Here is a 23,767-nt window from a genome sequence, read left to right on the forward strand (position 1 = left end):
ACGCCGCTAGACTGGGAAGTCAGTGAACAAGTGTTACCGCAACCGTTCACCCACATCATGGGGGTCCGACTCATGCTGTTCCTCGTCGCCGCGCTGCTGCTGCTGGGCGTCGTCCTCGGCACCGTCGCACACGCGCCGCTCACCTTCTCCGTCGCCGTCGGCGCCGTCATCGCCGTCTGGCTCGGCGTCTTCGCCCTGCGCGAGCACCAGGGCCGCGACCGCGGCACCTCCGCGCACTGACCCACGCCGCCCGCCCGACCGCCTTCCGACCGCAAGGAGTCCGGTCACCATGCAGCTCACCGCACCGGCCGGCCGCCGCACCGGGATCCGCGACACCGACGGCATGGCCGTCGCGTCGTTCGTCCTGGGCCTGCTCGGCCTGCTCGTCCTCAACGTCTTCCTCGGTCCCGTCGCCATCGTGCTGGCGTCCGTCGCCCTGTGGCGGGGCACCGCCCGCCGTGGACGCGCCCTGCTCGGCCTCGGCCTCGGCGTCGCCGACCTCGTCGTCCTCGCCGCGTTCATGCAGGCGGACGGCACGATCTCCTGGAGCTTCTGACGCGCGGACCCGCCGCACCGGCCGTACGGGCGTCACATCCCGGCCACCGGGATCCGTGGCTTATGCACCGGGCCCCGTAGAATCGGCCCCACCATGGCTTACCTCGACCACGCCGCGACCACCCCGATGCTGCCCGAGGCGGTCGAGGCGCTCACCGCGCACCTGGGCGTCACCGGCAACGCCTCCTCCCTGCACGCGGCCGGCCGCCGCGCCCGGCGCACCGTCGAGGAGGCCCGCGAGACCCTCGCCGAGGCCCTCGGCGCCCGCCCCAGCGAGATCGTCTTCACCTCCGGCGGCACGGAGGCCGACAACCTCGCCGTCAAGGGCCTGTACTGGGCGCGCCGCGACGCCGACCCGGCCCGCACCCGGGTCCTCGCCAGCCCCGTCGAGCACCACGCGGTCCTCGACGCCGTCGACTGGCTCGCCACGCACGAGGGCGCCACCGTCGAGTACCTCCCCGTCGACGCCCACGGCCGGGTCCACCCCGACGCCCTGCGCGAGGCCGTCGCCCGCAACCCCGACGACGTCGCCCTCGCCACCGTGATGTGGGCCAACAACGAGATCGGGACGATCCTGCCGATCACCGAACTCGCCTCCGTCGCCGCCGAGTTCGGTATCCCCCTGCACTCCGACGCGGTCCAGGCCTTCGGCCAGGTCCCCGTGGACTTCGCCGCGTCCGGACTCGCCGCGATGACGGTCTCCGGCCACAAGATCGGCGGCCCGTACGGCATCGGCGCCCTGGTCCTGGGCCGCGAGCACACCTCCGTGCCCGTGCTGCACGGCGGCGGCCAGGAACGCCACGTCCGCTCCGGCACCCTCGACGTGCCGGCGATCGCCTCGTTCGCCGTCGCCGGACGGGTCGCCGCCGAGGAGCGGGAGCGGTTCGCCCTGGAGATCGGACGCCTCCGCGACGACCTCGTCGCCGCGGTCCTGGAGGCGGTCCCCGACGCCGTCCTCGGCGGCGACCCCGCCCCCGGCGGACGCCTTCCGGCCAACGCCCACTTCACCTTCCCCGGCTGCGAGGGCGACTCCCTGCTGCTCCTCCTGGACGCCCAGGGCATCGAGTGCTCCACCGGCTCCGCCTGCACCGCCGGCGTCGCCCAGCCCAGCCACGTCCTCCTCGCCACCGGCACCGACCCCGACCTCGCCCGAGGCACCCTCCGCTTCTCCCTCGGCCACACGTCGACGGACGCCGACGTGAAGGCCCTCGCCAAGGCCATCGGCCCGGCGGTGGAGCGTGCGCGAGCGGCGGGGCTGAGCTGAGCGGCCGTCGCGTCCCGCAGTGGTCGGAGGGCCGTCGTCCCTCAGTGGCCGGGGGCCGGTGCGGGCGGGCCGGCCCGGCCCCGGGCGGCGACGGCTGCCGAGTGATGCGTGCCGCCGGAGCGAGCGGAAGGCCGCGACCTCGGCCCGCTCGCCGCGACCCGTGCGTGCTCGCCGCGACTCCGGCCCGCTCGCCGCGACCCGTGCGTGCTCGCCGCGACTCCGGCCCACTCGCCGCGACCCGTGCGTGCTCGCCGGGGGACCGGCCAGGGGGCCGGGTTCAGCCGCCCGTCGGAGCGGGCGTGCGGCCCTGTCCTGCCTGCGCCGTGCCGGCCCGGCGGACCAGATTGAGGTAGCGGTCCCAGTCCCAGTGGGGGCCCGGGTCCGTGTGGTCCGTGCCCGGGACCTCGACGTGGCCGATGATGTGCTCGCGGTCCACCGGTATCTCGTAGCGCGCGCATATGCGGGCCGTCAGGCGGGCCGAGGCCGCGTACATCTCGTCCGTGAAGTCCTCCGGGCGGTCCACGAAGCCCTCGTGCTCGATGCCGACGCTGCGCTCGTTGTAGTCGCGGTTGCCCGCGTGGTACGCCACGTCCAGCTCGCGGATCATCTGTGTGATCCGGCCGTCCTTGCCGACGATGTAGTGCGCCGCCGCCTTGTGGCCCGGATTCTGGAACGCCTTCACCGCGCTGTCCAGACTGCCCTGCGTGACATGCACGACCACCATGTCGATGCCGAAGTCGTCCGGGCGGTCCGCGCCGCGCCAGTTGGCGTCCGAGGCCGCGACCCAGCGGGCGCCCGCGAAGTCGACCTCGCCCGGCGTGCGCGGCTTCTCGACCCCGGGCAGCCGCCACCACAGCCGCGCCAGTTCGTCACGGGCCAGCGCCGCCGTCCCCGCCGCTGCCGCCAGCCCGCCCACGATCAGGGCGCGCCGCCCGATGCGCCGGTCGCCGTCCTCGGATGCTCCCTTGGCCCCCATGTGATCGTGAACGCATATCCGGCGGCCGTGGTTCCCGCGCCCCCCGTACCCTGGAGGGGCTATGACTGACACCCCGCAGCGCACCCGCCCCCTCCGCGTCCTGGCCGCCATGTCCGGAGGCGTCGACTCCGCCGTCGCCGCCGCCCGTGCCGCCGAAGCGGGTCACGACGTGACCGGCGTCCACCTCGCGCTCTCCGCGAACCCCCAGTCGTTCCGCACGGGCGCGCGGGGCTGCTGCACCATCGAGGACTCCCGCGACGCCCGCCGCGCCGCCGACGTCATCGGCATCCCCTTCTACGTGTGGGACCTCGCCGACCGCTTCCGCGAGGACGTCGTCGAGGACTTCGTCGCCGAGTACGAGGCCGGCCGCACGCCCAACCCGTGCCTGCGCTGCAACGAGAAGATCAAGTTCGCCGCGCTGCTCGACAAGGCGCTCGCGCTCGGCTTCGACGCCGTCTGCACCGGCCACTACGCCAAGGTGATCCTCCGCGAGGACGGCACCCGCGAACTGCACCGCGCCTCCGACATGGCCAAGGACCAGTCGTACGTGCTCGGCGTGCTCGACGACCGCCAGCTCGCCCACGCCATGTTCCCCCTCGGCGACACGGTCACCACCAAGGAGGAGATCCGCGCGGAGGCCGAGCGCCGCGGACTCGCCGTCGCCAAGAAGCCCGACTCGCACGACATCTGCTTCATCGCCGACGGTGACACCCAGGGCTTCCTCGCCAAGCGGCTCGGCAAGGCCGAGGGCGACATCGTCGACGAGTCCGGCGCCAGGATCGGCACCCACGAGGGCGCGTACGGCTTCACCATCGGCCAGCGCAAGGGCCTGCGCATCGGCACCCCCGCCCCCGACGGCAAGCCGCGCTACGTCCTCGACATCTCCCCGGTGGACAACACCGTCACCGTCGGCCCCGCCGCCTCGCTGGACGTCGGAGCCCTCACCGCGATCAAGCCCCGCTGGTGCGGCGCCGCCCCCACCGGCCCCGGCGCCTACACCGCCCAGCTGCGTGCCCACGGCGACGAGACCCCGGTGACCGCCGAACTCGTCGGCGGTCAGCTGCGCGTGCGGTTCGCCGAGCCGGTCCGCGGTGTCGCCCCCGGCCAGGCGGTCGTCCTCTACGACGGCACGCGTGTGGTGGGCTCGGCGACCATCGCCTCCACGGAGCGGGCCACGGCGGACGTGGCCTGAGCGGCGCCGCCCCGGCCGGTCACCGGGATCTCGGGGATTCCCGGGATCACCGCGAGAAGAACTCCGCCAGCACCGGCGCCAGGACGTCCGGTTCGACCATGTGGGTCTGGCCCTCCAGGGTGCGGTACGCGCCTCGGGGGACCGACTCCGCGATCGCCTTCGCCGCCTGACGCATCCACGCCGGGCTGGCGTCGCCCGCGATCGACAGCACCGGCACCTCGATCGACGCGAGCATCTCCCGAGGCACGCCCCCGCCGCCCATCACGGCGTCGTCGTACGCCAGGCTCGGCGCCAGCGCGTCCATCCCCGCCCACATCGGTGACTGCCGCGCGCTCTGGATCACCGCGTCGTCCAGCCCGGTGAGCTGGAGGAAGAGCTCGACCGCGTCGCCCCGCCGCCCCTCCTCCAGGGCCGCCGTCAGCCGCTCGGTGTACCGGGCGCGCTCCGCCAGGTGTTCCTCCGACATCGCGTACGGCGTCTCGTACACCGCGACCTGCCGCACCGGCAGCCCGCTCGCCGCCGCCCGCAGCGCCAGCGCGCCGCCCGAGGAGACGCCGTACAGCGCCGCCTCGCCGCCCGTCGCCTCGATCAGCGCCGCCAGGTCCTCCACCTCGCGCTCCACGGCGTACGGCGGCGTGTCTCCGCTCGCGCCCCGGCCGCGGCGGTCGTATACCACCACCCGGAACCGCTCGGAGAGCGGCGCGGCCAGCGGCGCCACCGTGGCGCCCGTCGACATCGCGCCGCTGACGAGGACGATCGTGGCGCCGCGCCCGGCGCTCTCGTGGGCGAGGGTGGTCCCGTCGCGCGAAGAGATGTTCTGGTCCATGTCTCACGAGACTGCCGCACGGCGCGGAGATCGTCGGTGAGGCGGGCCGCGCGTCCGCCGATCACGTCCCGCGAGGAGCGGTCAGTCACGTCCACGTCGTAGAAGCACAGGTGGTCCTTGATCGACGCCACCGCCGGCTTCGGGTCCGGGTACGACCACACCAGGTCGGGAGCGTCCGGCAGCGACCAGTACGACGCGGTCCCCTTGAACGGGCAGTACGTGTGCGTCGCGGACGGCGTCAGCAGGTCGAGCCGCACGTCCTCCGGCGGGATGTACCAGCGTGCGGGGCATCCCGTCTCGTGCAGCACCAGCGCCCGGTCGCTCTCCGCCAGCACGCGTCCGTCGCGCACCACGCGCACGTGCCGGTCGCCGGGCTCGACGGTGATGCGATGGCCTGTGGTCACGGTGTCCTCCTCGTGGGTCGGTCCACCCCGTACAGCGTCCCTCGGGGCGGCCTTCTTCCCGGGCGTAGGCTGGCGCCCGTGAACATCTGCGTCTTCCTCTCCGCCGCCGACCTCGACGACCGCTACACGGGCCCCGCGCGCGACTTCGCGCGCCTGCTCGGCAAGGGCGGGCACACCCTGGTCTGGGGCGGCTCGGACGTCGGCCTGATGAAGGTCGTCGCCGACGGGGTGGAGGAGGCCGGCGGCCGGCTCCTCGGCGTCTCGGTGGAGTTCCTCGCGGCGAAGGCGCGCCCCGGCGTGGACGAGATGGTGGTCGCCAAGGACCTCGCCGAGCGCAAGCGGCTGCTGCTGGAGAAGGCCGATGCGGTGGTGATCATGGTCGGCGGCACCGGCACCCTCGACGAGGCGACCGAGATCCTGGAGCTGAAGAAGCACGGCCACACCGAGAAGCCGGTGGTGCTGCTCAACACCGCGGGCTTCTACGACGGCCTCAAGGTGCAGTTCCGCCGCATGGAGGACGAGGGCTTCCTGCCCCGGCCGCTCACCGAGCTGGTCTTCTTCGCCGAGGAGCCGGCCGGCGCGCTGGCCTACCTGGAGGAGAGCCTGGGCGTGGCCTGACCGCGCGGTGATGCGAGCATGGCGGTCATGGCTACACATGTGATCACCGGAGCCGGCTCCGGCATCGGCGCGGCCGTCGCGCGCCGCCTCCACGCGCGCGGGGACGACCTCGTGCTCCACGCGCGCGACGCCGGCCGCGCGAAGGAGCTGGCCGCCGAGTTCCCCGGTGCCCGCACCCTCGTCGGCGACCTGGCCGACCCGGACCGGCTCAGCTGGGCCTTCTCCCACCAGTCGCTGCCCGACCGGGTGGACTCGCTGCTGCACGTCGCGGGCGTCGTCGACCTGGGCCGCGTCGGCGACCTCACTCCGAAGAGCTGGCGTCACCAGCTCAACGTCAACCTCGTCGCCCCCGCCGAGCTGACCCGCCACTTCCTGCCCCAGCTCCGCGCGAGCCGCGGTCACGTGGTCTTCGTCAACTCCGGCGCGGGCCTCGCCGCCCACGCCGACTGGTCCGCCTACGCGGCCTCCAAGCACGGTCTGAAGGCCCTCGCCGACTCCCTCCGCCACGAGGAGCACGCGAACGGCGTCCGCGTCACGTCGGTCTACCCGGGCCGCACCGCCAGCCCCATGCAGGCCAAGGTGCACCAGCAGGAGGGCAAGGACTACGACCCGGGGAAGTGGATCGACCCCGAGTCGGTGGCCACGGCGATCCTCATGTCCCTCGACCTGCCGAGGGACGCGGAAGTGAACGACCTGACGGTCCGACCGGGCAACTGAGCCGGTCCGGCAATTCCAGCCCGTCCGGCGCTTGAGGACGAGGCCCGAAGGGCCGAAAGGGGGTCTGGGCGCAGCCCCAGGGACGGGACGGGAAGGGGCGGCGGGAGCGAAAACCCCTGCCGCTCACTGCGTACGCTTCCGGTGTGAACGACACCCCGCACCTCCCACCCGCCCTCGCCACCGGCGTCGGCTCCCTCCCCGGTACGGACGCGAGAGAGGCCGCCAAGGCGGCCACCGGCGGCTTCGAGGACTTCCCCCACCTCCCCGAACTCCCCGCCCGCGGCCCCGGCGCCGACATGATCGGCCGCACGGCCGGCCTGCTCGTCGAGCTCTACGCGCGCGTGGAGCCCAGCGGCTGGCGGATCGGCGACCGTCCGGGCCGGGACACCCGCCGCGCCCGCTCCTGGCTCGGTGAGGACCTCGATGCGCTGGAGGAGTTCACACAGGGCTACGAAGGACTCCTGAAGGTTCAGGCGGTGGGGCCCTGGACCCTCGCCGCGGCCCTGGAGCTGAAGAACGGCGAGGCCGCCCTCTCCGACCCCGGCGCCTGCCGCGACCTCGCCGCCTCCCTCGCCGAGGGCCTGCGCCAGCACCTCGAGGAGGTGCGCCGCCGCGTCCCCGGCGCACGGCTCGTCCTCCAGCTCGACGAACCGTCCCTCACCGCCGTCCTGCGCGGTCAGGTGAGGACGGCCAGCGGCTACCGCACCCACCGCGCGGTCGACCGGCAGACCGTCGAGGCCACCCTGCGCGACGTGGTCGGCGTGCACGACGGCGGGCCGGTCGTGGTCCACTGCTGCGCCCCGGACGTCCCGTTCGCCCTGCTGCGCCGGGCGGGCGTGGCGGGCATCTCGTTCGATTTCTCCCTCCTCACCGAGCGTGACGACGAGGTGATCGGCGAGGCGGTCGAGGGCGGCACCCGCCTGTTCGCCGGTGTCGTCCCCGGCACGGACGCTCCATTGTCGGACCCTGCCGGTAGCGTCATGGGTGTCAGGACGCTCTGGCGCAGGCTGGGGCTGCGGCCGGGACTCCTCCCGGAGGCGGTCACGGTCACCCCGGCGTGCGGACTCGCGGGGGCATCTCCCGGGTACGCGCGCTCGGCCTACGCCCATTGCGTCCGGGCGGCGAGATCCCTCGCGGACAACCCTGAGTAACGGGAGGACACACGGTGGCCGGCGACAAGCAAGCGGAGACGACGAGCGTGCCCGCACAAGCGCGGGAGCAGCACGCCACGCTCGCCGAGCAGATCGAGGAGCACCGCTTCCGGTACTACGTGAACGACGCGCCCGTCGTCAGCGACGCGGAGTTCGACCGCCTGCTGCGGGAGCTCGAGGAGCTGGAGGAGCGCCACCCGGAGCTGCGCACGCCGGAGTCACCGACCCAGAAGGTCGCCGGGGCCTACGAGACGGAGTTCACCTCCGTCCAGCACCGCTCCCGGATGCTGTCCCTGGACAACACCTTCAACGACGAGGACCTCGCCGCCTGGGCCGAGCGCATCCACCGCGAACTGGGCGACCAGGCCTTCCACTTCCTGTGCGAGCTGAAGGTCGACGGCCTGGCGGTCAACCTCACCTACGAGCGCGGCCGGCTGGTCCGCGCGGCGACCCGCGGCGACGGCCGCACGGGCGAGGACATCACGCCCAACGTCCGCACCATCGCCGAGATCCCGGACCGCCTCGAGGGCGACAAGGTCCCCGACGTCGTGGAGATCCGCGGCGAGGTCTACTTCCCGATGGAGAAGTTCCAGGAGCTCAACGCCCGCCTGGTGGAGGCCGGCGACAAGCCCTTCGCCAACCCGCGCAACGCGGCGGCCGGTTCGCTGCGCCAGAAGGACCCGAGGGTCACCGCCACCCGCCCGCTGCACATGGTGGTGCACGGCATCGGCGTGCTCGAGGGCTACAAGGGCCTGACCCGGCTCTCCCAGGGCTACGACCTGCTGAAGGAGTGGGGCCTGCCGACCTCCCCGCACAACAAGGTGGTCGACGGCCTGGAGGGCGTGCGGGAGTTCATCGCCCACTACGGCGAGAACCGCCACTCCGTGGCCCACGAGATCGACGGCGTCGTCGTCAAGCTCGACGAGATCCCCCTCCAGGGACGCCTCGGCACCACCTCCCGCGCCCCGCGCTGGGCCATCGCGTACAAGTACGCGCCGGAGGAGGTCAACACCAAGCTGGTCAACATCCGGGTGGGCGTCGGCCGCACCGGCCGCGTCACGCCGTACGCGCAGGTCGAGCCGGTGACGGTGGCCGGCTCGGAGGTCGAGTTCGCCACGCTGCACAACCAGGACGTGGTGAAGGCCAAGGGCGTCCTCATCGGCGACACGGTGGTGCTGCGCAAGGCCGGCGACGTCATCCCCGAGATCCTCGGGCCGGTGGCCGACCTGCGGGACGGCAGCGAGCGGGAGTTCGTGATGCCGTCCGAGTGCCCCGAATGCGGCACGCCGCTGCGGCCCATGAAGGAGGGCGACGTCGACCTGCGCTGCCCCAACGCCCGCGCGTGCCCCGCCCAGTTGCGCGAGCGGCTGTTCTACCTGGCCGGCCGCAAGGCGCTGGACATCGAGCACTTCGGGTACGTCGCCGCCGCGGCCCTCACCGGCCCGCTGGAGCCGGAGGAGCCGCCGCTGAAGGACGAGGGCGACCTGTTCGACCTCACCGTCGAGCAGTTGCTGCCCATCAAGGCCTACGTCCTCGACCAGGACAGCGGACTGCCCAAGCGGGACCCGAAGACCGGCGAGGAGAAGGTCGTCACCGTCTTCGCCAACCAGCAGGGCGAGCCGAAGAAGAACGCCCTGGCGATGCTGGAGAACATCGCCGCGGCCAAGGAGCGCCCCTTGGCCCGGGTGCTCACCGCCCTGTCGATCCGTCATGTCGGCCCCGTCGCGGCGGAGGCGCTGGCCCGCGAGTTCCGCTCCGTCGACCGCATCGAGCAGGCCACCGAGGAGGAGCTGTCGGCCACCGAGGGCGTCGGTCCCACCATCGCCGCCTCCCTCAAGGAGTGGTTCGCCGCGGACTGGCACCGGGAGATCATCCGCAAGTGGAAGGCGGCCGGAGTCCGCATGGAGGACGAGCGTTCCGGCGAGGACGAAGGCCCCCGTCCGCTCGAAGGGCTCACGGTCGTGGTGACCGGGACCCTGGAGAACTTCACCCGGGATGGCGCGAAAGAGTCCCTGCAGAACCGGGGCGCCAAGGTGACCGGATCGGTGTCCAAGAAGACGTCGTTCGTCGTCGTGGGCGACAACCCCGGGTCGAAGTATGACAAAGCGATGCAGTTGAAGGTGCCGGTTCTGAACGAGGACGGTTTCCAGGTGCTGTTGGAGGAGGGACCCGACGCCGCGGCCGACGCCGCCCTTTCGGCCGAGGAGTAGCGGTTGAAGGCACCCCGATCGGCGCATACCAGATGCATACGGGTGGCTGGGGCGCATTCGGGCAACCGTCGGCGACCGGTGCCCGTACACGCCTTCCGCGGCCTACTGTTGAGATGTGCGCCTGCCGTGCCCAGTTGCGGTCGGGGCAACCCCCGTACCCGTGACGGGTCCGGGGAAGGGCTTTCCACGGCGGAGCCGCTGAGGGATGTCGGGCATCGGGCCGCGTGGCGTGGGCACCGCCGGCTGTGAGAGGGACGGGAATGGAACCGACCGAGAGCGCCGCCCCGGGCTCACGGCTGCGCCTGCGCCGCCTTGCGGTCGTCCGGCGGCGCGGCCGTGAGGACGGGCGGCCCGCGGAGCGACCGGACGCGCGGGGGCGCACCGGGGCACGCGCCGCGGACGCGCGCGAGACCGGCGCGGCACGCCCGGCCGGCGGGCACGGCGGCGGAGAGCCCGCCACGGAGACCGAACGGCACCCGTCCTGGCCCGCGTTGCCCACCGCGGTCGTCGCGGCCGCCGGATTCGTCCTCGGCGCAGGCTTCCTGCGCGCCTTCACCGGCGGCCACGCCCTCTTCCCGTCCGGCACGGTCGGCTGGTCGCTGGCCGTGCTCACCGGCATCATCGTCGGCCACCTCGTGATGCTGGGCCGCTCCCGCTGGTGGGGCGGCACCGGCTCCGGCGCGGCCCTCACCCTCGCCGTGCTGCTGCTCTACGGCTGGGTCCCGGCCGGCATGGTCAGCCTCACCGTCGTCGTCCTGGTCGGCATAGCCCGCCGGGGCCGCTGGCGGCAGGGCGTGCTGCACGGCGCGGTCGACCTGCTCGGCATCGGCGCCGGAGCGCTCGTCCTCGCCGCGTTCGGCACCGTGCCGTCCGTGGAGTCGCCGTCCACCCCCGACACCTGGACCCTCTACACGGGTCCCGGGGTGGTGCTCGTGGCCACCGCCTATCTCGCGGTCACCCGCACCTTGCTGTGGTACCTGCACACCCCGCGCTCGGGCCTGCCCACCGTCGCCCGCACCGCCCTGGTCCGCCAAGGGCTCGTCGCGGTCGCCCTGCTCGGCATCGCCCCGCTGGTGTGCGTGGTCGCCGACGCCAAGCCCGTGCTGCTGCCGCTGTTCGCCATCCCGCTGATCGCCCTCGACTCCACCCTGTGGATAGCCCGCGCGCGGGCCGAGGAGCAGCTGCGCGACCCGCTGACCGGACTGCCCAACCGGCAGTGGCTCCAGGAGCGCATCTGGACCGCGCTGGACGACGCCGAGCGGGCAGGGTCCCGCGCCGCGCTCATGCTCATCGACCTCGACCGCTTCCGGTCGGTCAACGACACCCTCGGCCATCTCGCCGGCGACCGGCTGCTGCTGCAGATCGCCGACCGGCTGAGAGCGGCCCTGCCGCGCGGGGCGGAGGCCGCGCGGCTCGGCGGCGACGAGTTCGCCGTGTTACTGCCCGCGGCGGACTCCACGACGTCCGCGACCCGCGCCGCCCGCGGACTCGTCGCGGCCCTCAGCTCCCCGCTCGACCTCGACGGGCTCACCCTCGTCCTGGAGGCGAGCGCGGGAGTCGCCGTCTTCCCGGACCACGCGTCCGACGCCGAAGGACTGCTGCGGCGCGCGGACGTGGCGATGTACCAGGCCAAGCGGGACCGCACGGGCGTCGAGGCGTACGAGTCCAAGCGGGACTCCAACACCCCCGACCGCCTAGGGCTGCTGGGCGATCTGCGCCGCGCCCTCGACGCGCACGAGGTGGAGCTGCACTACCAGCCCAAGGTCCGTTTCGACGGCCAGGTCTCCGGCCTCGAGGCGCTGGTGCGGTGGGTGCACCCGGAGCGCGGGCGGGTCCCCCCGGACGAGTTCATAGCGATAGCCGAGTCGTCGGGGCTGATGCCCCAGCTCACGGAGTACGTGCTGGAGACCGCGCTCGGGCAGGTCGCCGCGTGGCGCGCCCAGGGGCTGTTCGTGCCGGTCGCCGTCAACGTCTCGCCGCGTGACGTCCACAGCCCCGGCTTCGCCGGCTCGGTGGCCGCGCGCCTGGCCCGGCACGGGGTGCCCGCGGGAGCGCTCCAGCTGGAGATCACCGAGCACGTGCTGCTGGAGGACCCCACGCGGGCCGCCGACACCCTCAACGCGCTGACGGGCCACGGCGTGAAGATGTCCCTCGACGACTTCGGCACCGGCTACTCGTCGCTGGTGCACCTGCGGCGGCTGCCGGTGAGCGAGCTGAAGATCGACCGCTCGTTCGTGGCCCGGCTGGCCGTCGACACGGAGGACGCGGAGATCGTGCGCTGCACGATCGACCTGGCCCACTCGCTGGGCCTGCTCGTCGTCGCCGAGGGCGTCGAGGACGACGAGACCTGGGAACGGCTGCGGGATCTGCGGTGCGACGCGGTCCAGGGGTGGCTGGTCGCGGCCGCGATGCCGCCGGACGAGACCACGGCGTGGCTGCTCGCCCGGGGGTCGCGGGGGTGGCAGCGGCCGGCGGCGGCGTTGCCGGCGGCCACGGGCACGGCGGAGGACTAGGAAGGGCACGGCGGCCCGGGCCGGGTCCCGTGACTGCCCGGACGGCTACGAGTCCTCCCCGCGGCACGAGGCACGGTAGATCGCGAGGATCGCAGAGCCGGCCAGGACGAGGAGCGTCGCGACAGCCACGGGCAGCAGGGACATCGACATCGGTGTGCGCTCCTTCGGGACGAGGCGCGCGTCACGGCGACGGGTCCCGCGGGGTCGGCCGTGGCCGTGGTGCGGGCGTGACAGGTGTGCGGGGACTCGACCCTGCCATCGGGAGCGGACGCTCCTCACGGCCCTGAGCCGGACACCGTCCGCCTCTCACCTTTCCGGGTCCCGGAAGACAGGCTCCTCAGCGGTGCCAGGACGGGGACGGCCGGCTTGACCGCGCTCCCCTGTGCCGGCGCGTCCCGGCCTGCCGGACCGGAGACATCTCCCCTTCGGCGCCTGCGGCGGTCCTCCGGTGCCCCGCGGCCGGCCGTGCAGGCCGACCGCGTTCGCGCGTGTCACGGGAGGATCCGTGGTCCGGGTCACACCGCGCGCTCGGCAAGGGCCGCTTCGTCATCCTGCTGGGCCCGCAGCAGTTCCCGGCGCTTGGCGACGCCCCCCGGAACGCGGTGCAGCCGGAACGTTCCCGGCCGCTTCGCCTCCTTGACCAGATGCCCGAGGATGCCCGTGCAGACCGATTCCTTGATCCTGGCGCCCAGGCCGGCACCGATGTGGACTCCCACCGCGACGTCGGACCTGGTGGCGAACTGGTAGATGCCCGCCTTCCGGCCCAGGCTGATGCACTGGGCGTAGAGTCCCTGGTGCAGGGGGTCCGGCTGCCTGCCCGCGAGCCGGCTGAGCACCGTGTCGGCGGCCCGCGCCCCGAGCGGCGTCGCGTTCAGGCAGCTCATGCGCAGCGGCAGGCCCGACGGGGCTGCCGAGTCCCCGGCCGCGAGGACCCGTTCGTCGTCCACGCTCGTCAGCGTCTCGTCCGTCAGCACACGGCCCAGCGCGTCGGTGCTCAGCCCGCTGCGGGCGGCCAGGTCCGGCACGGCGAAGCCCGCGGTCCAGATGGTGACCTCGGCCGGCAGCTCACGGCCGCTCACGAGCCGCACGGCGTCGGAGGTGACGGCGCTCACCTCGGTGTCGGAGCCCTCGAGGACCGTCACCCCCAGCTTGGCCAGTCGCCCGGCGACCGAGCGCCTGCCCCGGTCGTGCAGGTACGGACCGAGAGCGCCGCCGCAGACCAGGGTCACGGCGCGGCCCTCCTCCGCCAGCTCGGCGGCGGTCTCGATGCCGGTGGGGCCGGCGCCGACCACCGTCACGCGGGCTGTCGCGGGCGTGCGGTCGAGAACCGCCCGCAGCCGCTGGGCCTCCTCCAGGACGGACATCGGGTAGGCGAACTCGGCGGCCCCGGGAACAGTCGGTTCGGCGCTCCTGCTGCCCGCCGCGTAGATGAGGTAGTCGTAGCCGAGCCTGCCGCCGGCCGCCAGCGTCACGCTGCGTTCGGCCGCGTCGATCCGGGTGACGGTGTCGGCCACCAGCCGGATCCTCTCGGCCAGGACGTCCCGATAGGCGACGAGCGCGTCGTCGGAGCCGCCCACCAGCTGGTGCAGGCGGACCCGGTGGACGAGTTCCTCGCGCGGATTGATCAGCGTCACGGTCACGTCGTCGCGCTGTGTCAGCCGGTTCGCGGCCATGACGCCCGCGTAGCCGCCGCCGGCCACCACCACATGTGTGTTCCCCGTCATGGTGCCTCCTCCGTTTCAAGGTGTCGGCCTCAAGACGCCGCGCTCCGGACCCTTGTGACGCGATGTGACGCGCGTCTCACCGCTGCCCGCTGGAGTCGCTTCCCGTGTCGGCCCGCCGGGTGCCGGGCTGGTCGTGCTCGTTCCTCCGAACCCGGTCGGACCCGGTCGGACCTGGTCAGGACTCCGGCCGGCGCCCGAGGGCATGCGCAGACGGGGAAGGGGCGGACGACCGCGCGGTCCCGTGCCGCCGTCGGCCGGCATGGTGGTCGGACTCCCCGCCGCCCTTCCTTGCCGTGCGCTCCACGTATCGGGCCCCCCGCCGCCCTCCTTGCCGTGCGCTCCACGGCATCAGGCCCCCACCTTGCTCCGGGCCTGTTCCGCACCGGATCCGCACGGAGAGCCCCGGTACGCCCGAGGAGCGGGACCTGCGGGAGCCGGTGATCCCGCTGTTCGTGAGGGCGCGGCCCGCAGGACCGCCCGGCGCCGGGCGAAGGGTTTCACGCGCATGGGTGCCCGCCCCATAGGATTGGTCCCAAACACACACACTCACCCCAGAGGATCGCTGCATGCCTGGCATCACGCGCGAGGAGGTCGCCCACCTCGCCCGGCTGGCGCGTCTGGAGCTGAAGCCCGAAGAGCTCGACCACTTCGCGGGCCAGCTCGACGACATCATCGGCGCGGTCGCCCGCGTCAGCGAGGTCGCCGACCAAGACGTACCGCCGACCTCGCACCCGCTCCCGCTGACGAACGTCATGCGGGCCGACGAGGTCCGTCCCTCGCTCACCCCCGAGCAGGCGCTCTCCGGCGCCCCGGCCCAGGAGCAGCAGCGTTTCAAGGTGCCGCAGATCCTGGGGGAGGAGTAAACCGCCATGAGCGATCAGATCATCAAGCTCACCGCGGCCGAGACCGCAGCGAAGATCGCCTCAGGCGAGCTCACCGCGGTCGAGGTCACCGAGGCCCATCTGGCCCGTATCGAGGCCGTCGACGAGAAGGTGCACGCCTTCCTGCACGTCGACCGTGAGGGCGCCCTCGCCCAGGCCCGCGCCGTCGACGCCAAGCGCGAGCGCGGCGAGAAGCTCGGCCCGCTGGCCGGCGTGCCCCTGGCGCTGAAGGACATCTTCACCACCGAGGGCATCCCGACCACCGTCGGCTCCAAGATCCTCGAGGGCTGGATCCCGCCGTACGACGCGACGCTCACCAAGCGCCTCAAGGCCGCCGACGTCGTCATCCTCGGCAAGACCAACATGGACGAGTTCGCCATGGGGTCCTCCACCGAGAACAGCGCCTACGGCCCGACCGGCAACCCGTGGGACCTCACCCGCATCCCCGGCGGTTCCGGCGGCGGCTCCTCGGCCGCGCTCGCCGCGCACATGGCGCCGCTCGCCATCGGCACCGACACCGGCGGCTCCATCCGCCAGCCGGCCGCCGTCACCGGCACGGTCGGCGTGAAGCCGACGTACGGCGCGGTGTCCCGGTACGGCATGGTGGCGTTCTCCTCCTCCCTGGACCAGGGCGGCCCCTGCGCGCGTACGGTCCTGGACGCGGCCCTGCTGCACGAGGTGATCGCCGGGCACGACCCGATGGACTCCACCTCCGTCGACGAGCCGGTCCCGCCGGTCGTGGAGGCCGCCCGCAATGGCAGCGTCCAGGGCATGCGCGTCGGCGTCGTCAAGCAGTTCCGCGGCGAGGGCTACCAGGCCGGCGTCGTCCAGCGGTTCGACGAGTCGGTCGAGCTCCTGAGGGAGCTGGGCGCCGAGATCGTCGAGCTGGACTGCCCGTCCTTCGACCTGGCGCTGTCCGCGTACTACCTGATCGCGCCCTCCGAGTGCTCCTCCAACCTCGCCCGCTTCGACGGCCTGCGCTACGGCGCGCGCGTCGGCGACGACGGCACGCACTCGGCCGAGGAGGTCACCTCGCTGACCCGCGAGGCCGGCTTCGGCGACGAGGTCAAGCGCCGCATCATGCTCGGCACGTACGCGCTCAGCTCCGGCTACTACGACGCGTACTACGGCAGCGCCCAGAAGGTCCGCACGCTCATCAAGCGGGACTTCGACAGGGCCTTCGAGCAGGTCGACGTGATCGTCTCCCCGACGACCCCGACCACCGCCTTCCCGATCGGCGAGCGCGCCGACGACCCGATGGCGATGTACCTCGCGGACCTGTGCACCATCCCGACCAACCTGGCGGGCAACGCCGCCATGTCGCTGCCCTGCGGCCTCGCGCCGGAGGACAACCTGCCGGTCGGGCTGCAGATCATCGCCCCCGTCATGAAGGACGACCGCCTCTACACGGTGGGTGCCGCCGTCGAGGCCGCCTTCGTGGAAAAGTGGGGCCACCCGCTGCTCGAGGAGGCTCCGTCGCTGTGAGTGCACTGACCAAGGCCAAGGGGTTCAAGAAGTCCCGGTCCGGTACGTACCTGTCCATGGCCGCCACCGCGTTCGGCGCGTTCGGCGTCGCCAAGCGGCTGAAGACGGCGCGCGCCGAGAAGGACACCCTGGTCCTGATCGACGCCACCGTGTCCGCCGCCGCGATCGTCACCGGCCTCGCCATCCTCTACCGCGAGCTGAAGCGGCTGGGCGACGACGACGTCCTGCTGGGCTGAGAGGGAAGTTTTCACCGTGACCACCACGACCGACCTGGTGTCGTACGAGGACGCGCTCGCGTCGTACGACCCCGTCATGGGCCTCGAGGTCCATGTCGAACTCGGCACCAAGACCAAGATGTTCTGCGGCTGTTCGACGGCCCTGGGCCAGGACGCCAACACCCAGACCTGCCCGGTCTGCCTCGGCCTGCCCGGCGCGCTCCCGGTCGTCAACGCGACCGGCGTCGAGTCCGCCGTCAAGATCGGCCTCGCGCTGAACTGCGAGATCGCCGAGTGGTGCCGCTTCGCCCGGAAGAACTACTTCTATCCGGACATGCCGAAGAACTTCCAGACCTCCCAGTACGACGAGCCGATCGCCTTCGACGGCTACCTCGACGTGCAGCTGGAGGACGGCGAGGTCTTCCGTGTGGAGATCGAGCGCGCCCACATGGAGGAGGACACCGGCAAGTCGACGCACGTCGGCGGCGCCACCGGCCGTATCCACGGCGCGTCCCACTCCCTGCTGGACTACAACCGCGCCGGCATCCCGCTCATCGAGATCGTCACCAAGCCGATCGTCGGCGCGGGCGAGCGGGCTCCCGAGGTCGCGCGGGCGTACGTCCGTGAGCTGCGCGAGCTCATCCGCGCGCTCGGCGTGTCCGAGGCCCGCATGGAGATGGGCCAGATGCGCTGCGACGTCAACCTGTCGCTGATGCCGAAGGGCGCCGAGAAGTTCGGCACCCGCAGCGAGACCAAGAACGTCAACTCGCTGCGTTCCGTCGAGCGGGCCGCGCGCTTCGAGATCCAGCGGCACGCGGCCGTGCTGTCGTCCGGCGGCACGATCGTGCAGGAGACCCGGCACTTCCACGAGGACACGGGGTCCACGACCTCGGGCCGCGTGAAGGAGGAGGCCGAGGACTACCGGTACTTCCCCGAGCCGGACCTGGTGCCGGTCGCCCCGGCCCGCGAGTGGGTCGAGGAACTGCGCGCGGGCCTGCCCGAGCTGCCGCTGGTGCGCCGCAACCGGCTCCGCGAGGAGTGGGGCATCTCCGCCACCGACATGCAGGCGATCCTCAACGCCGGTGCGCTGGACCTGATCGTCGCGACGATCGACGCCGGCGCCGACGCGGCCTCCGCCCGCAAGTGGTGGATGGGCGAGCTGGCCCGCGCGGCCAACGAGTCGCAGAAGGCGCTGGACGAGCTGGCGATCACCCCGGCTCAGGTGGCCCGCGTCACCGAGCTGGTGGCCAAGGGCGACCTGAACGACAAGCTGGCCCGCCAGGTCATCGAGGGTGTCCTCGCGGGTGAGGGCACCCCGGACGAGGTCGTCGAGAAGCGCGGTCTGAAGGTCGTCTCCGACGAGGGCGCGCTCACCGCCGCCGTCGACGAGGCGATCGCCGGCAACCCGGCCGTCGCGGACAAGATCCGCGGCGGCAAGGTCGCCGCGGCCGGCGCGCTGGTCGGCGCGGTCATGAAGGCCACGCGCGGCCAGGCGGACGCGGCCCGGGTGAAGGAGCTGATCCTTCAGAAGCTGGGCGTCGAGGGCTGAGCACGTACGGCATGACGGAAGGGGGGCGCACCCGCCGGGTGCGCCCCCCTTCCCGTGTGACGAGCGGTCAGCGGCGGCGGCCCACCACGCGGGTGAAGCCCAGCGTGCGGCCCTGGTCGGCGCGCACCAGTCGCGCGTTCTCCCGGCTCATCCGCACATGGAACTCGTCCGGGTGGTGCTCGGCGACGGCCTCGCTCCACAGCAGCCACTCCCGCCAGCCGCCCTCCAGCCAGTCGGCCGCCAGGACGTCCACCGCCCCGCTGCGGGTCCAGTGGCGGCGCCACCAGGCGGGGCTGTGGAAGCACCAGAACGCGGGCTCCCAGAAGGGCCGCAGATGCTCCGGCGGGTCACTGCCCTCGATCTCCTCGGACAGGGACGGGACGACGACCCCGATCCGGCCGCCCGGCGTCAGCAGCCGGGTCAGCGTGGGCAGGTACAGGTCGTCGGTGCCGAAGTACTGGTAGGCGTCGACGGAGATGATCGCGTCGAAGGTCTCCGCGCCGAACGGCAGGTCGTGCGCCTCCGCGAGGACGGGCTGGACGCGGTCGGCGACGCCCGCCTCGGCGATGCGGCGGGCGTTCTCGTCCGGCTCGATCCACAGGTCCGCGGCGGTGACCTGGACGTCGTACTCCCTGGCGAGGAAGACGGAGGTCATGGCGCGGCCGCAGCCCAGGTCGAGCACCCGGGCGCCGGGACGCAGGGTGTCCAGGCCGAGGGCGGGGGCCAGCCACTCCAGCAGCCACAGCGCGTGCGGGCCCATCTGGTTGTCGACGGTCCACTGCGGGTCATAGGCGCTGCTGCGCGGGTAGCGGGGCAGGCTCAGGCGGCTGGCGAGGTCGTCGTGCGAGGTGTCCGGTGTGATGTCCGACATCGGTGAGCGGGCTCCTTGAGGCCGTGAAGAGGGAAAGGGTCGCGTCGTCGGTCGGACGGACAAGCATCAAAGCACCTGCTTCGGCCGGCGGCGGAGTGCCGCGGGGGTGTCGGACCGACGGACGCTAACAGCCGTCCGGGCGGACCCGCATCCGGGTTTCCGGAGGTGAGGCGCTACGCTCCGGCGCCATGAGTGGACGCCCTGATTCCGACCTGCCCCCGGACACTCAGACCGTGGAGGACCTCCGCGAGGACCTCGCCGAGGCCGATGACAAGGACCTCCGCGACGACGGCCTCCTCGACGAGCAGGCCCGCCGCGCCCGCTGGGCCGCCGCCGGCACCGGCGTCGTGCTGGCCCTCGCCGGAACGGCCGCCGCGCTGCTTCGTGCCTCCGGGACCGCCCCGGCCCTCGTCCCCGTCGCCTACGCCTGCGGGGCGGCCGTCTGCGCCCTCGCGGCGGTGCTGGGCGCGCGCGGCCGCACCCGCAGGGCGCTGTGGGCCGCCGTCGCGGGCGTCATGATCATGGCGCTGGGCGACCAGTTCGACTGAGACGGACGGTCCCGGGACCGCCTGTGACCGGCCCCGAAGAATAAATGTGACTTAGTCAACGAAGGCGACAAACGATCATTTTCACCTGCAACAGTGGCAGGGCATTGCTCATGCGTTCTTTGCGGGCCGTTCGGCCGTCCGCCGCCCGGTGCCCGCTCAAAGATCCACCCCGAGCCATACCGGGAGCACGCCTGTGGCAGCCCTAGCACGTTGGTGCGTTCAGCGCCGTCTCTTCACCGTTCTGCTGTGGCTGCTCGCCCTGGTCGGGATCGCGGCGGGCGCCTTCGTCGCCGGCTCCGCCTACTCCAATGACTACAAGGTGCCCGGCACCGAGTCGGGGCGCGCCACCGAGCTGCTGAAGGAAGGCTTCCCCTCGCTGGGGGGCGACAGCGACAGCGTGGTCTGGCACACGCCCTCCGGCACCGTCCGGGACAGCGGCGTCGAGCAGACCATGACGCGCACCCTCGACCGGATCGAGGAACTGCCCGGCGTCGCCTCCGTGAGCGGCCCCTACGACGACGGGGGCGCCGGACGCGTCAGCGCCGACGGCCGTACCGCCTACGCCACCGTGACCTTCGAGCACTCCGGCAAGGACATCACCAGCGGTGAGGCCGAGGCCGTGGTCAAGGCGGCGAAGGCCGCCGAGACCGACGGGCTGGACGTCGAACTGGGCGGCAGCGCCGTCGAGCTGAGCGAGCCGTCCGGCGGGCACACCGCCGAGATCGTCGGCGTGGCCGTCGCCGCCGTCGTGCTGTTCCTCGCCTTCGGTTCCCTCGCCGCCTCCCTGCTGCCCATCGCCACCGCGCTGGTGAGCGTGGGCACCGCCTACGCGGGCATCGTGCTGCTCGGCCATGTGATGACCGTCGCGGACTTCGCGCCGATGCTCGGCCTGCTGATCGGGCTGGGCGTGGGCATCGACTACGCGCTGTTCATCGTGACCCGGCACCGGCGCGGACTGAAACGCGGCCTGAGCGTCACCGAGGCCGCCACCAACGCCGTCGCCACCACCGGCCGGGCCGTCGTGTTCGCGGGTGCGACCGTCTGCATAGCCCTGCTGGGCATGCTGATCCTGCGCCTGAACTTCCTCAACGGCGTCGCCGTGGCCGCCTCGCTCACCGTGGTGCTCACCGTCGCCGCCTCCGTCACCCTGCTGCCCGCCCTGCTGTCGCTGATCGGCACCCGCGCCCTCAGCCGCAGGGAGCGGCGCCGGCTCGCCGAGCACGGGCCGGAACCGGAGTTGCCCACCGGGTTCGCCGCCCGCTGGTCGGCGTTCGTGGAGCGCCACCCCAAGCTGCTCGGCGCGGTCGCCCTCGTCGTGATGGCCGTCCTCGCGCTGCCCACCTTCTCGCTCCACCTGGGCACGTCCGACCAGGGCAACGACCCGAAGACCTCCACCACCCGCCAGGCCTACGACCTGATCGCCGACGGCTTCGGGCCGGGCGTGAACGGACCGCTCACCCTCGTCACCGAGGTCGACGACGCCCAGGACCGGCTCGCCCTGGACAACCTGGGCTCCACCCTGCGCACCACCGAGGACGTCGCCTCCGTGTCGCCGGTGACGTACAACCAGGGCGGCGACACCGCCTTCCTCACCGTCGTACCGGAGTCCTCCCCGCAGTCGAAGCAGACCAGCGACCTGGTGGACCGGCTGCGCGAGGACGTGCTGCCGCGCGCCGAGTCGGGCACCTCGCTCGACGTGCACGTCGGCGGCGTGACGGCCGGCTACGACGACTTCGCCTCCGTCATCGTCGAGAAGCTGCCCCTGTTCGTCGGGGTGGTGATCGGCCTGGGCTGTCTGCTGCTGCTCCTCGCCTTCCGCTCCATCGGCATCCCGCTCAAGGCCGCCGCGATGAACGTGGCCGCGGTCGCCGGCGCGTTCGGCGTGGTCGTGATGATCTTCCAGTGGGGCTGGGGGAGCGACCTGCTCGGCCTCGGCAGTGCGGGCCCCATCGAGCCCTTCCTGCCCGTGATCATGGTGTCGGTGCTGTTCGGGCTGTCCATGGACTACCAGGTCTTCCTGGTCAGCCGGATGTACGAGGAATGGCTGGAGACCGGCGACAACCGGCGGGCCGTGCGCGTGGGTCTCGCCGAGACCAGCCGTGTGATCAACTCTGCCGCCGTCATCATGATCTCGGTCTTCCTCGCCTTCGTGCTCAGCGGCGACCGCGTGATCGCCATGTTCGGCATCGCCCTCGCCGCGGCCGTCGCCCTCGACGCCTTCGTGCTGCGGACCCTGCTCGTGCCCGCGCTGATGCATCTCCTCGGCGGTGCCAACTGGTGGCTGCCGAAGTGGCTGGACCGGATCCTGCCCCGGATCAGCATCGAACCGCCCGAGTGCCGTGCCGCCCATGAGAGGCTGGCCGCCGTCACGGACGCCGAGGTCGCGGACGTGCTGGCGGAGGAGGAGCGGCAGCGGGATGTACGCGATACGACTGGGTGACGACGGCGCCGAGATGCGCCCCCTGGAGATCTGGCACGCCGAGGAGTTCCTCGCGCACCTGGACCGGGGCCGTGAGTTCATCAACCGGTTCGTCCCCTTCGGCTCCCGCGCCACCGACCTGGACGGCGCGCGGGAGGCGCTCCAGCGGTACGCCGACCTGCGCGCCGCCGACACGGCCTCGCTGCACGGGCTGTGGCTCGACGGCACGCTGGTCGGCGGGGTCCTCACCCTCAACTTCGACGCGGCGGCCGGCACCTGCGAGGTCGGCTGCTGGCTGGAGCCCGCCGGCACCGGACGCGGACTGGTCACCCGCGCCATGCGGGTCCTGATCGACTGGGCCGTCGAGGAACGCGGCATCCACCGCGTCGAATGGGTCGCCGCGTCCGGCAACACCGCCAGCGTCGCCGTCGCCCGCCGGCTCGGCATGACCCGCGACGGCGTCCGCCGCGAGGCCCACCTCCACCACGGCGTACGGCACGACCTGGAGGTCTGGTCTCTGCTCGCCCCCGAGTGGCGCGCTGCGCGCGAACTGCTCGAAAGGCATTAAGCGGAATCTCAGACGGCCTCCGTACGGTGCGGAGTATGGCTGAGAAGACAGAGGACGAGACCGTAACCGGAACCACCGCGGCGACCGCGGTGGAACCCGATGCGCAGACGGCGGAGCGCCCGGAGGAGGCCGCCGCCGGGCCGGAGGACACCGCCGCCGAGGAGCACGCCGAGCCGGCCGGGGCCCCCTCCGCGACCGGACAGGGCGCGGCTGCGGTCGTCTCCGTGGCGCTCGGCCTGGTCTCCCTCACCGGCGGCTGGCCGGGCACGGTGGCCGCGGCCCGCGAGACCCTGGTGGGCCAGCTGCGCACCGCCGCCGACGCGAGCGTCGCCACCCAGATCAAGGAGGTCTACGGCGACGCCTGGAACACCACCGCGCTGTGGGGCGGCCTGTTCGCCCTCGTCGCGCTGATCACCGGCGTGGTGGTCCTGGTCCGGCCCGCGTTCGGCGCGCCCGGCCGCACCGTGCAGGCGCCGTGGACCAGGTCGGTCGCCTGGGCCGGCGTCACCCTCGGCGTCATCGGGCTGCTGCTCGCGGCGCTCACGTACACGGGCGTCTTGCTGGGCCTGCCCGCGGCCTCCTGAGGGGTCCTAGGCACCCTCTTAGGTGCCGGCTCCACGGGTCCGCTCCTACCGACGCGACTTCTAAGGCCTCACCCCCCGTGGAGATATGGAACTCTCCCGATGCGGCCCGCCCGCCTTGGAGACGAAGGTGGAGGCATCGCAGAACGCGATGCCGACACCGGATCCCAGGGGGGAACCATCATGTTCGAGATCGAGCTGCACCGGCTCCGCCACGACGACCTGGTCCGCCAGGCCGAGGCGGAGCGCCGGGTCCGCGAGGCGGTACGGGTCCGCCGCGCCGCCCGCCGGGGAGCCGCCGCACGCGGCGCCGAGCCCGAGAGCCATACCCGGCGCCGGTCCTGGTTCGCCCGGACCGCATGAGCACCGCCCGGGGGCGGCGGCCGTCAGGAAGCGACCGCCGCCCCCTCGTCGGCGCGCACGGCCGGAGGAGACGTCCGGGACGAGAGGAAAGGGGCCCCGTGCCGGTGCACCAGGAGAAGAAAACCGCTGCGCCGCCG

At 72.9% G+C, this 23,767-nt stretch carries 22 protein-coding genes and 1 pseudogene; 18 read left to right on the forward strand and 5 right to left on the reverse strand.

The window, feature by feature from the left end; all coding sequences use genetic code 11:
- The first annotated feature begins 57 nt into the window (after positions 1-57).
- From MTR79_RS06730 to MTR79_RS06740, 3 genes are all read left to right on the forward strand, one after another.
- Positions 58-240, forward strand: a complete 183-nt coding sequence (locus MTR79_RS06730; RefSeq protein WP_053077013.1) for a hypothetical protein — start codon at positions 58-60, stop codon at positions 238-240.
- A 49-nt stretch (positions 241-289) separates the two neighbouring features.
- A complete protein-coding gene (locus MTR79_RS06735) occupies positions 290-556 on the forward strand; it encodes a hypothetical protein (protein ID WP_048459831.1) in 267 nt (88 codons plus the stop codon).
- A 93-nt stretch (positions 557-649) separates the two neighbouring features.
- Positions 650-1,819: a cysteine desulfurase family protein gene (locus MTR79_RS06740; RefSeq protein ID WP_244789539.1), complete on the forward strand. Its 1,170-nt coding sequence runs from the start codon at positions 650-652 to the stop codon at positions 1,817-1,819.
- Between the two features lie 277 nt (positions 1,820-2,096).
- Here the strand turns inward: MTR79_RS06740 and MTR79_RS06745 are convergent, their stop codons facing one another.
- Entirely contained in the window at positions 2,097-2,795 is a 699-nt protein-coding gene (locus tag MTR79_RS06745; RefSeq protein ID WP_086699990.1) for an N-acetylmuramoyl-L-alanine amidase, read from the reverse strand.
- A gap of 61 nt (positions 2,796-2,856) precedes the next feature.
- On the opposite strand from MTR79_RS06745, the gene mnmA reads away from it, so the two are divergent.
- The gene (gene mnmA / locus MTR79_RS06750; RefSeq protein WP_244789540.1) at positions 2,857-3,987 is read left to right on the forward strand and encodes a tRNA 2-thiouridine(34) synthase MnmA; all 1,131 of its coding nucleotides are present in this window, start codon (positions 2,857-2,859) and stop codon (positions 3,985-3,987) included.
- Positions 3,988-4,033: 46 nt separating this feature from the next.
- Here the strand turns inward: mnmA and MTR79_RS06755 are convergent, their stop codons facing one another.
- Positions 4,034-4,813 carry an alpha/beta hydrolase gene (locus MTR79_RS06755; RefSeq protein WP_048459827.1) on the reverse strand — a complete coding sequence of 260 codons (780 nt, stop codon included), beginning with the start codon at positions 4,811-4,813 and terminating at the stop codon, positions 4,034-4,036.
- An 86-nt stretch (positions 4,814-4,899) separates the two neighbouring features.
- A pseudogene (locus MTR79_RS06760) lies at positions 4,900-5,217 on the reverse strand (DUF427 domain-containing protein); the annotation flags it as partial.
- A 78-nt stretch (positions 5,218-5,295) separates the two neighbouring features.
- Between MTR79_RS06760 and MTR79_RS06765 the strand changes: the two are divergent.
- The 5 genes from MTR79_RS06765 (at position 5,296) to MTR79_RS06785 (ending at position 12,426) form a co-directional block, all read left to right on the forward strand.
- Positions 5,296-5,835: a TIGR00730 family Rossman fold protein gene (locus tag MTR79_RS06765; protein WP_086699992.1), complete on the forward strand. Its 540-nt coding sequence runs from the start codon at positions 5,296-5,298 to the stop codon at positions 5,833-5,835.
- Between the two features lie 18 nt (positions 5,836-5,853).
- Positions 5,854-6,552 carry an SDR family oxidoreductase gene (locus MTR79_RS06770; protein WP_244789541.1) on the forward strand — a complete coding sequence of 233 codons (699 nt, stop codon included), beginning with the start codon at positions 5,854-5,856 and terminating at the stop codon, positions 6,550-6,552.
- 143 nt (positions 6,553-6,695) lie between these two features.
- Positions 6,696-7,703 (forward strand): methionine synthase, encoded by a 1,008-nt coding sequence (locus MTR79_RS06775; RefSeq protein ID WP_244789542.1) that lies wholly within the window; start codon positions 6,696-6,698, stop codon positions 7,701-7,703.
- A 14-nt stretch (positions 7,704-7,717) separates the two neighbouring features.
- Complete coding sequence (gene ligA, locus MTR79_RS06780; protein ID WP_244789543.1) at positions 7,718-9,913, forward strand: NAD-dependent DNA ligase LigA; 2,196 nt, start codon at positions 7,718-7,720, stop codon at positions 9,911-9,913.
- 260 nt (positions 9,914-10,173) lie between these two features.
- Positions 10,174-12,426: a bifunctional diguanylate cyclase/phosphodiesterase gene (locus tag MTR79_RS06785; protein ID WP_244789544.1), complete on the forward strand. Its 2,253-nt coding sequence runs from the start codon at positions 10,174-10,176 to the stop codon at positions 12,424-12,426.
- A 515-nt stretch (positions 12,427-12,941) separates the two neighbouring features.
- On the opposite strand, the gene MTR79_RS06790 is transcribed toward MTR79_RS06785, so the two are convergent.
- Positions 12,942-14,150 carry an FAD-dependent oxidoreductase gene (locus MTR79_RS06790; protein WP_244789545.1) on the reverse strand — a complete coding sequence of 403 codons (1,209 nt, stop codon included), beginning with the start codon at positions 14,148-14,150 and terminating at the stop codon, positions 12,942-12,944.
- Positions 14,151-14,716: 566 nt separating this feature from the next.
- On the opposite strand from MTR79_RS06790, the gene gatC reads away from it, so the two are divergent.
- The 4 genes from gatC to gatB are packed head-to-tail and all read left to right on the forward strand — an operon-like array spanning position 14,717 to position 18,280.
- Entirely contained in the window at positions 14,717-15,013 is a 297-nt protein-coding gene (gene gatC, locus MTR79_RS06795; protein WP_006130840.1) for an Asp-tRNA(Asn)/Glu-tRNA(Gln) amidotransferase subunit GatC, read from the forward strand.
- A gap of 6 nt (positions 15,014-15,019) precedes the next feature.
- Positions 15,020-16,516 (forward strand): Asp-tRNA(Asn)/Glu-tRNA(Gln) amidotransferase subunit GatA, encoded by a 1,497-nt coding sequence (gene gatA / locus MTR79_RS06800; RefSeq protein WP_086698623.1) that lies wholly within the window; start codon positions 15,020-15,022, stop codon positions 16,514-16,516.
- Entirely contained in the window at positions 16,513-16,752 is a 240-nt protein-coding gene (locus MTR79_RS06805) for a hypothetical protein (RefSeq protein ID WP_033276008.1), read from the forward strand. Before gatA ends, MTR79_RS06805 begins: the two co-directional genes overlap by 4 nt.
- Positions 16,753-16,768: 16 nt before the next feature.
- Positions 16,769-18,280 (forward strand): Asp-tRNA(Asn)/Glu-tRNA(Gln) amidotransferase subunit GatB, encoded by a 1,512-nt coding sequence (gatB, locus tag MTR79_RS06810; RefSeq protein ID WP_086698622.1) that lies wholly within the window; start codon positions 16,769-16,771, stop codon positions 18,278-18,280.
- A 67-nt stretch (positions 18,281-18,347) separates the two neighbouring features.
- Here the strand turns inward: gatB and MTR79_RS06815 are convergent, their stop codons facing one another.
- Positions 18,348-19,151: a methyltransferase domain-containing protein gene (locus MTR79_RS06815; RefSeq protein ID WP_244789546.1), complete on the reverse strand. Its 804-nt coding sequence runs from the start codon at positions 19,149-19,151 to the stop codon at positions 18,348-18,350.
- 188 nt (positions 19,152-19,339) lie between these two features.
- Here MTR79_RS06815 and MTR79_RS06820 point away from each other — a divergent pair, with 188 nt between their 5' ends.
- The 5 genes from MTR79_RS06820 (at position 19,340) to MTR79_RS06840 (ending at position 23,630) form a co-directional block, all read left to right on the forward strand.
- Positions 19,340-19,699 (forward strand): hypothetical protein, encoded by a 360-nt coding sequence (locus MTR79_RS06820; RefSeq protein ID WP_086698619.1) that lies wholly within the window; start codon positions 19,340-19,342, stop codon positions 19,697-19,699.
- Between the two features lie 193 nt (positions 19,700-19,892).
- Positions 19,893-22,139, forward strand: a complete 2,247-nt coding sequence (locus MTR79_RS06825; protein ID WP_244789547.1) for an MMPL family transporter — start codon at positions 19,893-19,895, stop codon at positions 22,137-22,139.
- Positions 22,117-22,686, forward strand: coding sequence for a GNAT family protein (locus MTR79_RS06830; protein WP_086698616.1), 570 nt, complete (start codon positions 22,117-22,119; stop codon positions 22,684-22,686). The genes MTR79_RS06825 and MTR79_RS06830 overlap by 23 nt, the downstream gene beginning before the upstream one ends.
- Positions 22,687-22,721: 35 nt before the next feature.
- Positions 22,722-23,270, forward strand: a complete 549-nt coding sequence (locus MTR79_RS06835; RefSeq protein ID WP_189366183.1) for a hypothetical protein — start codon at positions 22,722-22,724, stop codon at positions 23,268-23,270.
- 180 nt (positions 23,271-23,450) lie between these two features.
- On the forward strand, positions 23,451-23,630 hold the full coding sequence (locus MTR79_RS06840; RefSeq protein ID WP_048459813.1) for a hypothetical protein: 180 nt from the start codon (positions 23,451-23,453) through the stop codon (positions 23,628-23,630).
- Positions 23,631-23,767 lie beyond the last annotated feature (137 nt).

It is taken from the genome of Streptomyces sp. BJ20 (assembly GCF_022869105.1).
GTDB lineage: Bacteria > Actinomycetota > Actinomycetes > Streptomycetales > Streptomycetaceae > Streptomyces > Streptomyces griseoincarnatus.

Excerpts from the sequence above, each read along its gene's own strand:
- MTR79_RS06730 (WP_053077013.1), top strand. The coding sequence starts at position 58 with ATGGGGGTCCGACTCATGCTGTTCCTCGTCGCCGCGCTGCTGCTGCTG.
- MTR79_RS06735 (WP_048459831.1), top strand. The coding sequence starts at position 290 with ATGCAGCTCACCGCACCGGCCGGCCGCCGCACCGGGATCCGCGACACC.
- MTR79_RS06740 (WP_244789539.1), top strand. The coding sequence starts at position 650 with ATGGCTTACCTCGACCACGCCGCGACCACCCCGATGCTGCCCGAGGCG.
- MTR79_RS06745 (WP_086699990.1), bottom strand. The coding sequence starts at position 2,795 with ATGGGGGCCAAGGGAGCATCCGAGGACGGCGACCGGCGCATCGGGCGG.
- mnmA (WP_244789540.1), top strand. The coding sequence starts at position 2,857 with ATGACTGACACCCCGCAGCGCACCCGCCCCCTCCGCGTCCTGGCCGCC.
- MTR79_RS06755 (WP_048459827.1), bottom strand. The coding sequence starts at position 4,813 with ATGGACCAGAACATCTCTTCGCGCGACGGGACCACCCTCGCCCACGAG.
- MTR79_RS06770 (WP_244789541.1), top strand. The coding sequence starts at position 5,854 with ATGGCGGTCATGGCTACACATGTGATCACCGGAGCCGGCTCCGGCATC.
- MTR79_RS06785 (WP_244789544.1), top strand. The coding sequence starts at position 10,174 with ATGGAACCGACCGAGAGCGCCGCCCCGGGCTCACGGCTGCGCCTGCGC.
- MTR79_RS06790 (WP_244789545.1), bottom strand. The coding sequence starts at position 14,150 with ATGACGGGGAACACACATGTGGTGGTGGCCGGCGGCGGCTACGCGGGC.
- gatC (WP_006130840.1), top strand. The coding sequence starts at position 14,717 with ATGCCTGGCATCACGCGCGAGGAGGTCGCCCACCTCGCCCGGCTGGCG.
- gatA (WP_086698623.1), top strand. The coding sequence starts at position 15,020 with ATGAGCGATCAGATCATCAAGCTCACCGCGGCCGAGACCGCAGCGAAG.
- MTR79_RS06815 (WP_244789546.1), bottom strand. The coding sequence starts at position 19,151 with ATGTCGGACATCACACCGGACACCTCGCACGACGACCTCGCCAGCCGC.
- MTR79_RS06820 (WP_086698619.1), top strand. The coding sequence starts at position 19,340 with ATGAGTGGACGCCCTGATTCCGACCTGCCCCCGGACACTCAGACCGTG.
- MTR79_RS06830 (WP_086698616.1), top strand. The coding sequence starts at position 22,117 with ATGTACGCGATACGACTGGGTGACGACGGCGCCGAGATGCGCCCCCTG.
- MTR79_RS06835 (WP_189366183.1), top strand. The coding sequence starts at position 22,722 with ATGGCTGAGAAGACAGAGGACGAGACCGTAACCGGAACCACCGCGGCG.
- MTR79_RS06840 (WP_048459813.1), top strand. The coding sequence starts at position 23,451 with ATGTTCGAGATCGAGCTGCACCGGCTCCGCCACGACGACCTGGTCCGC.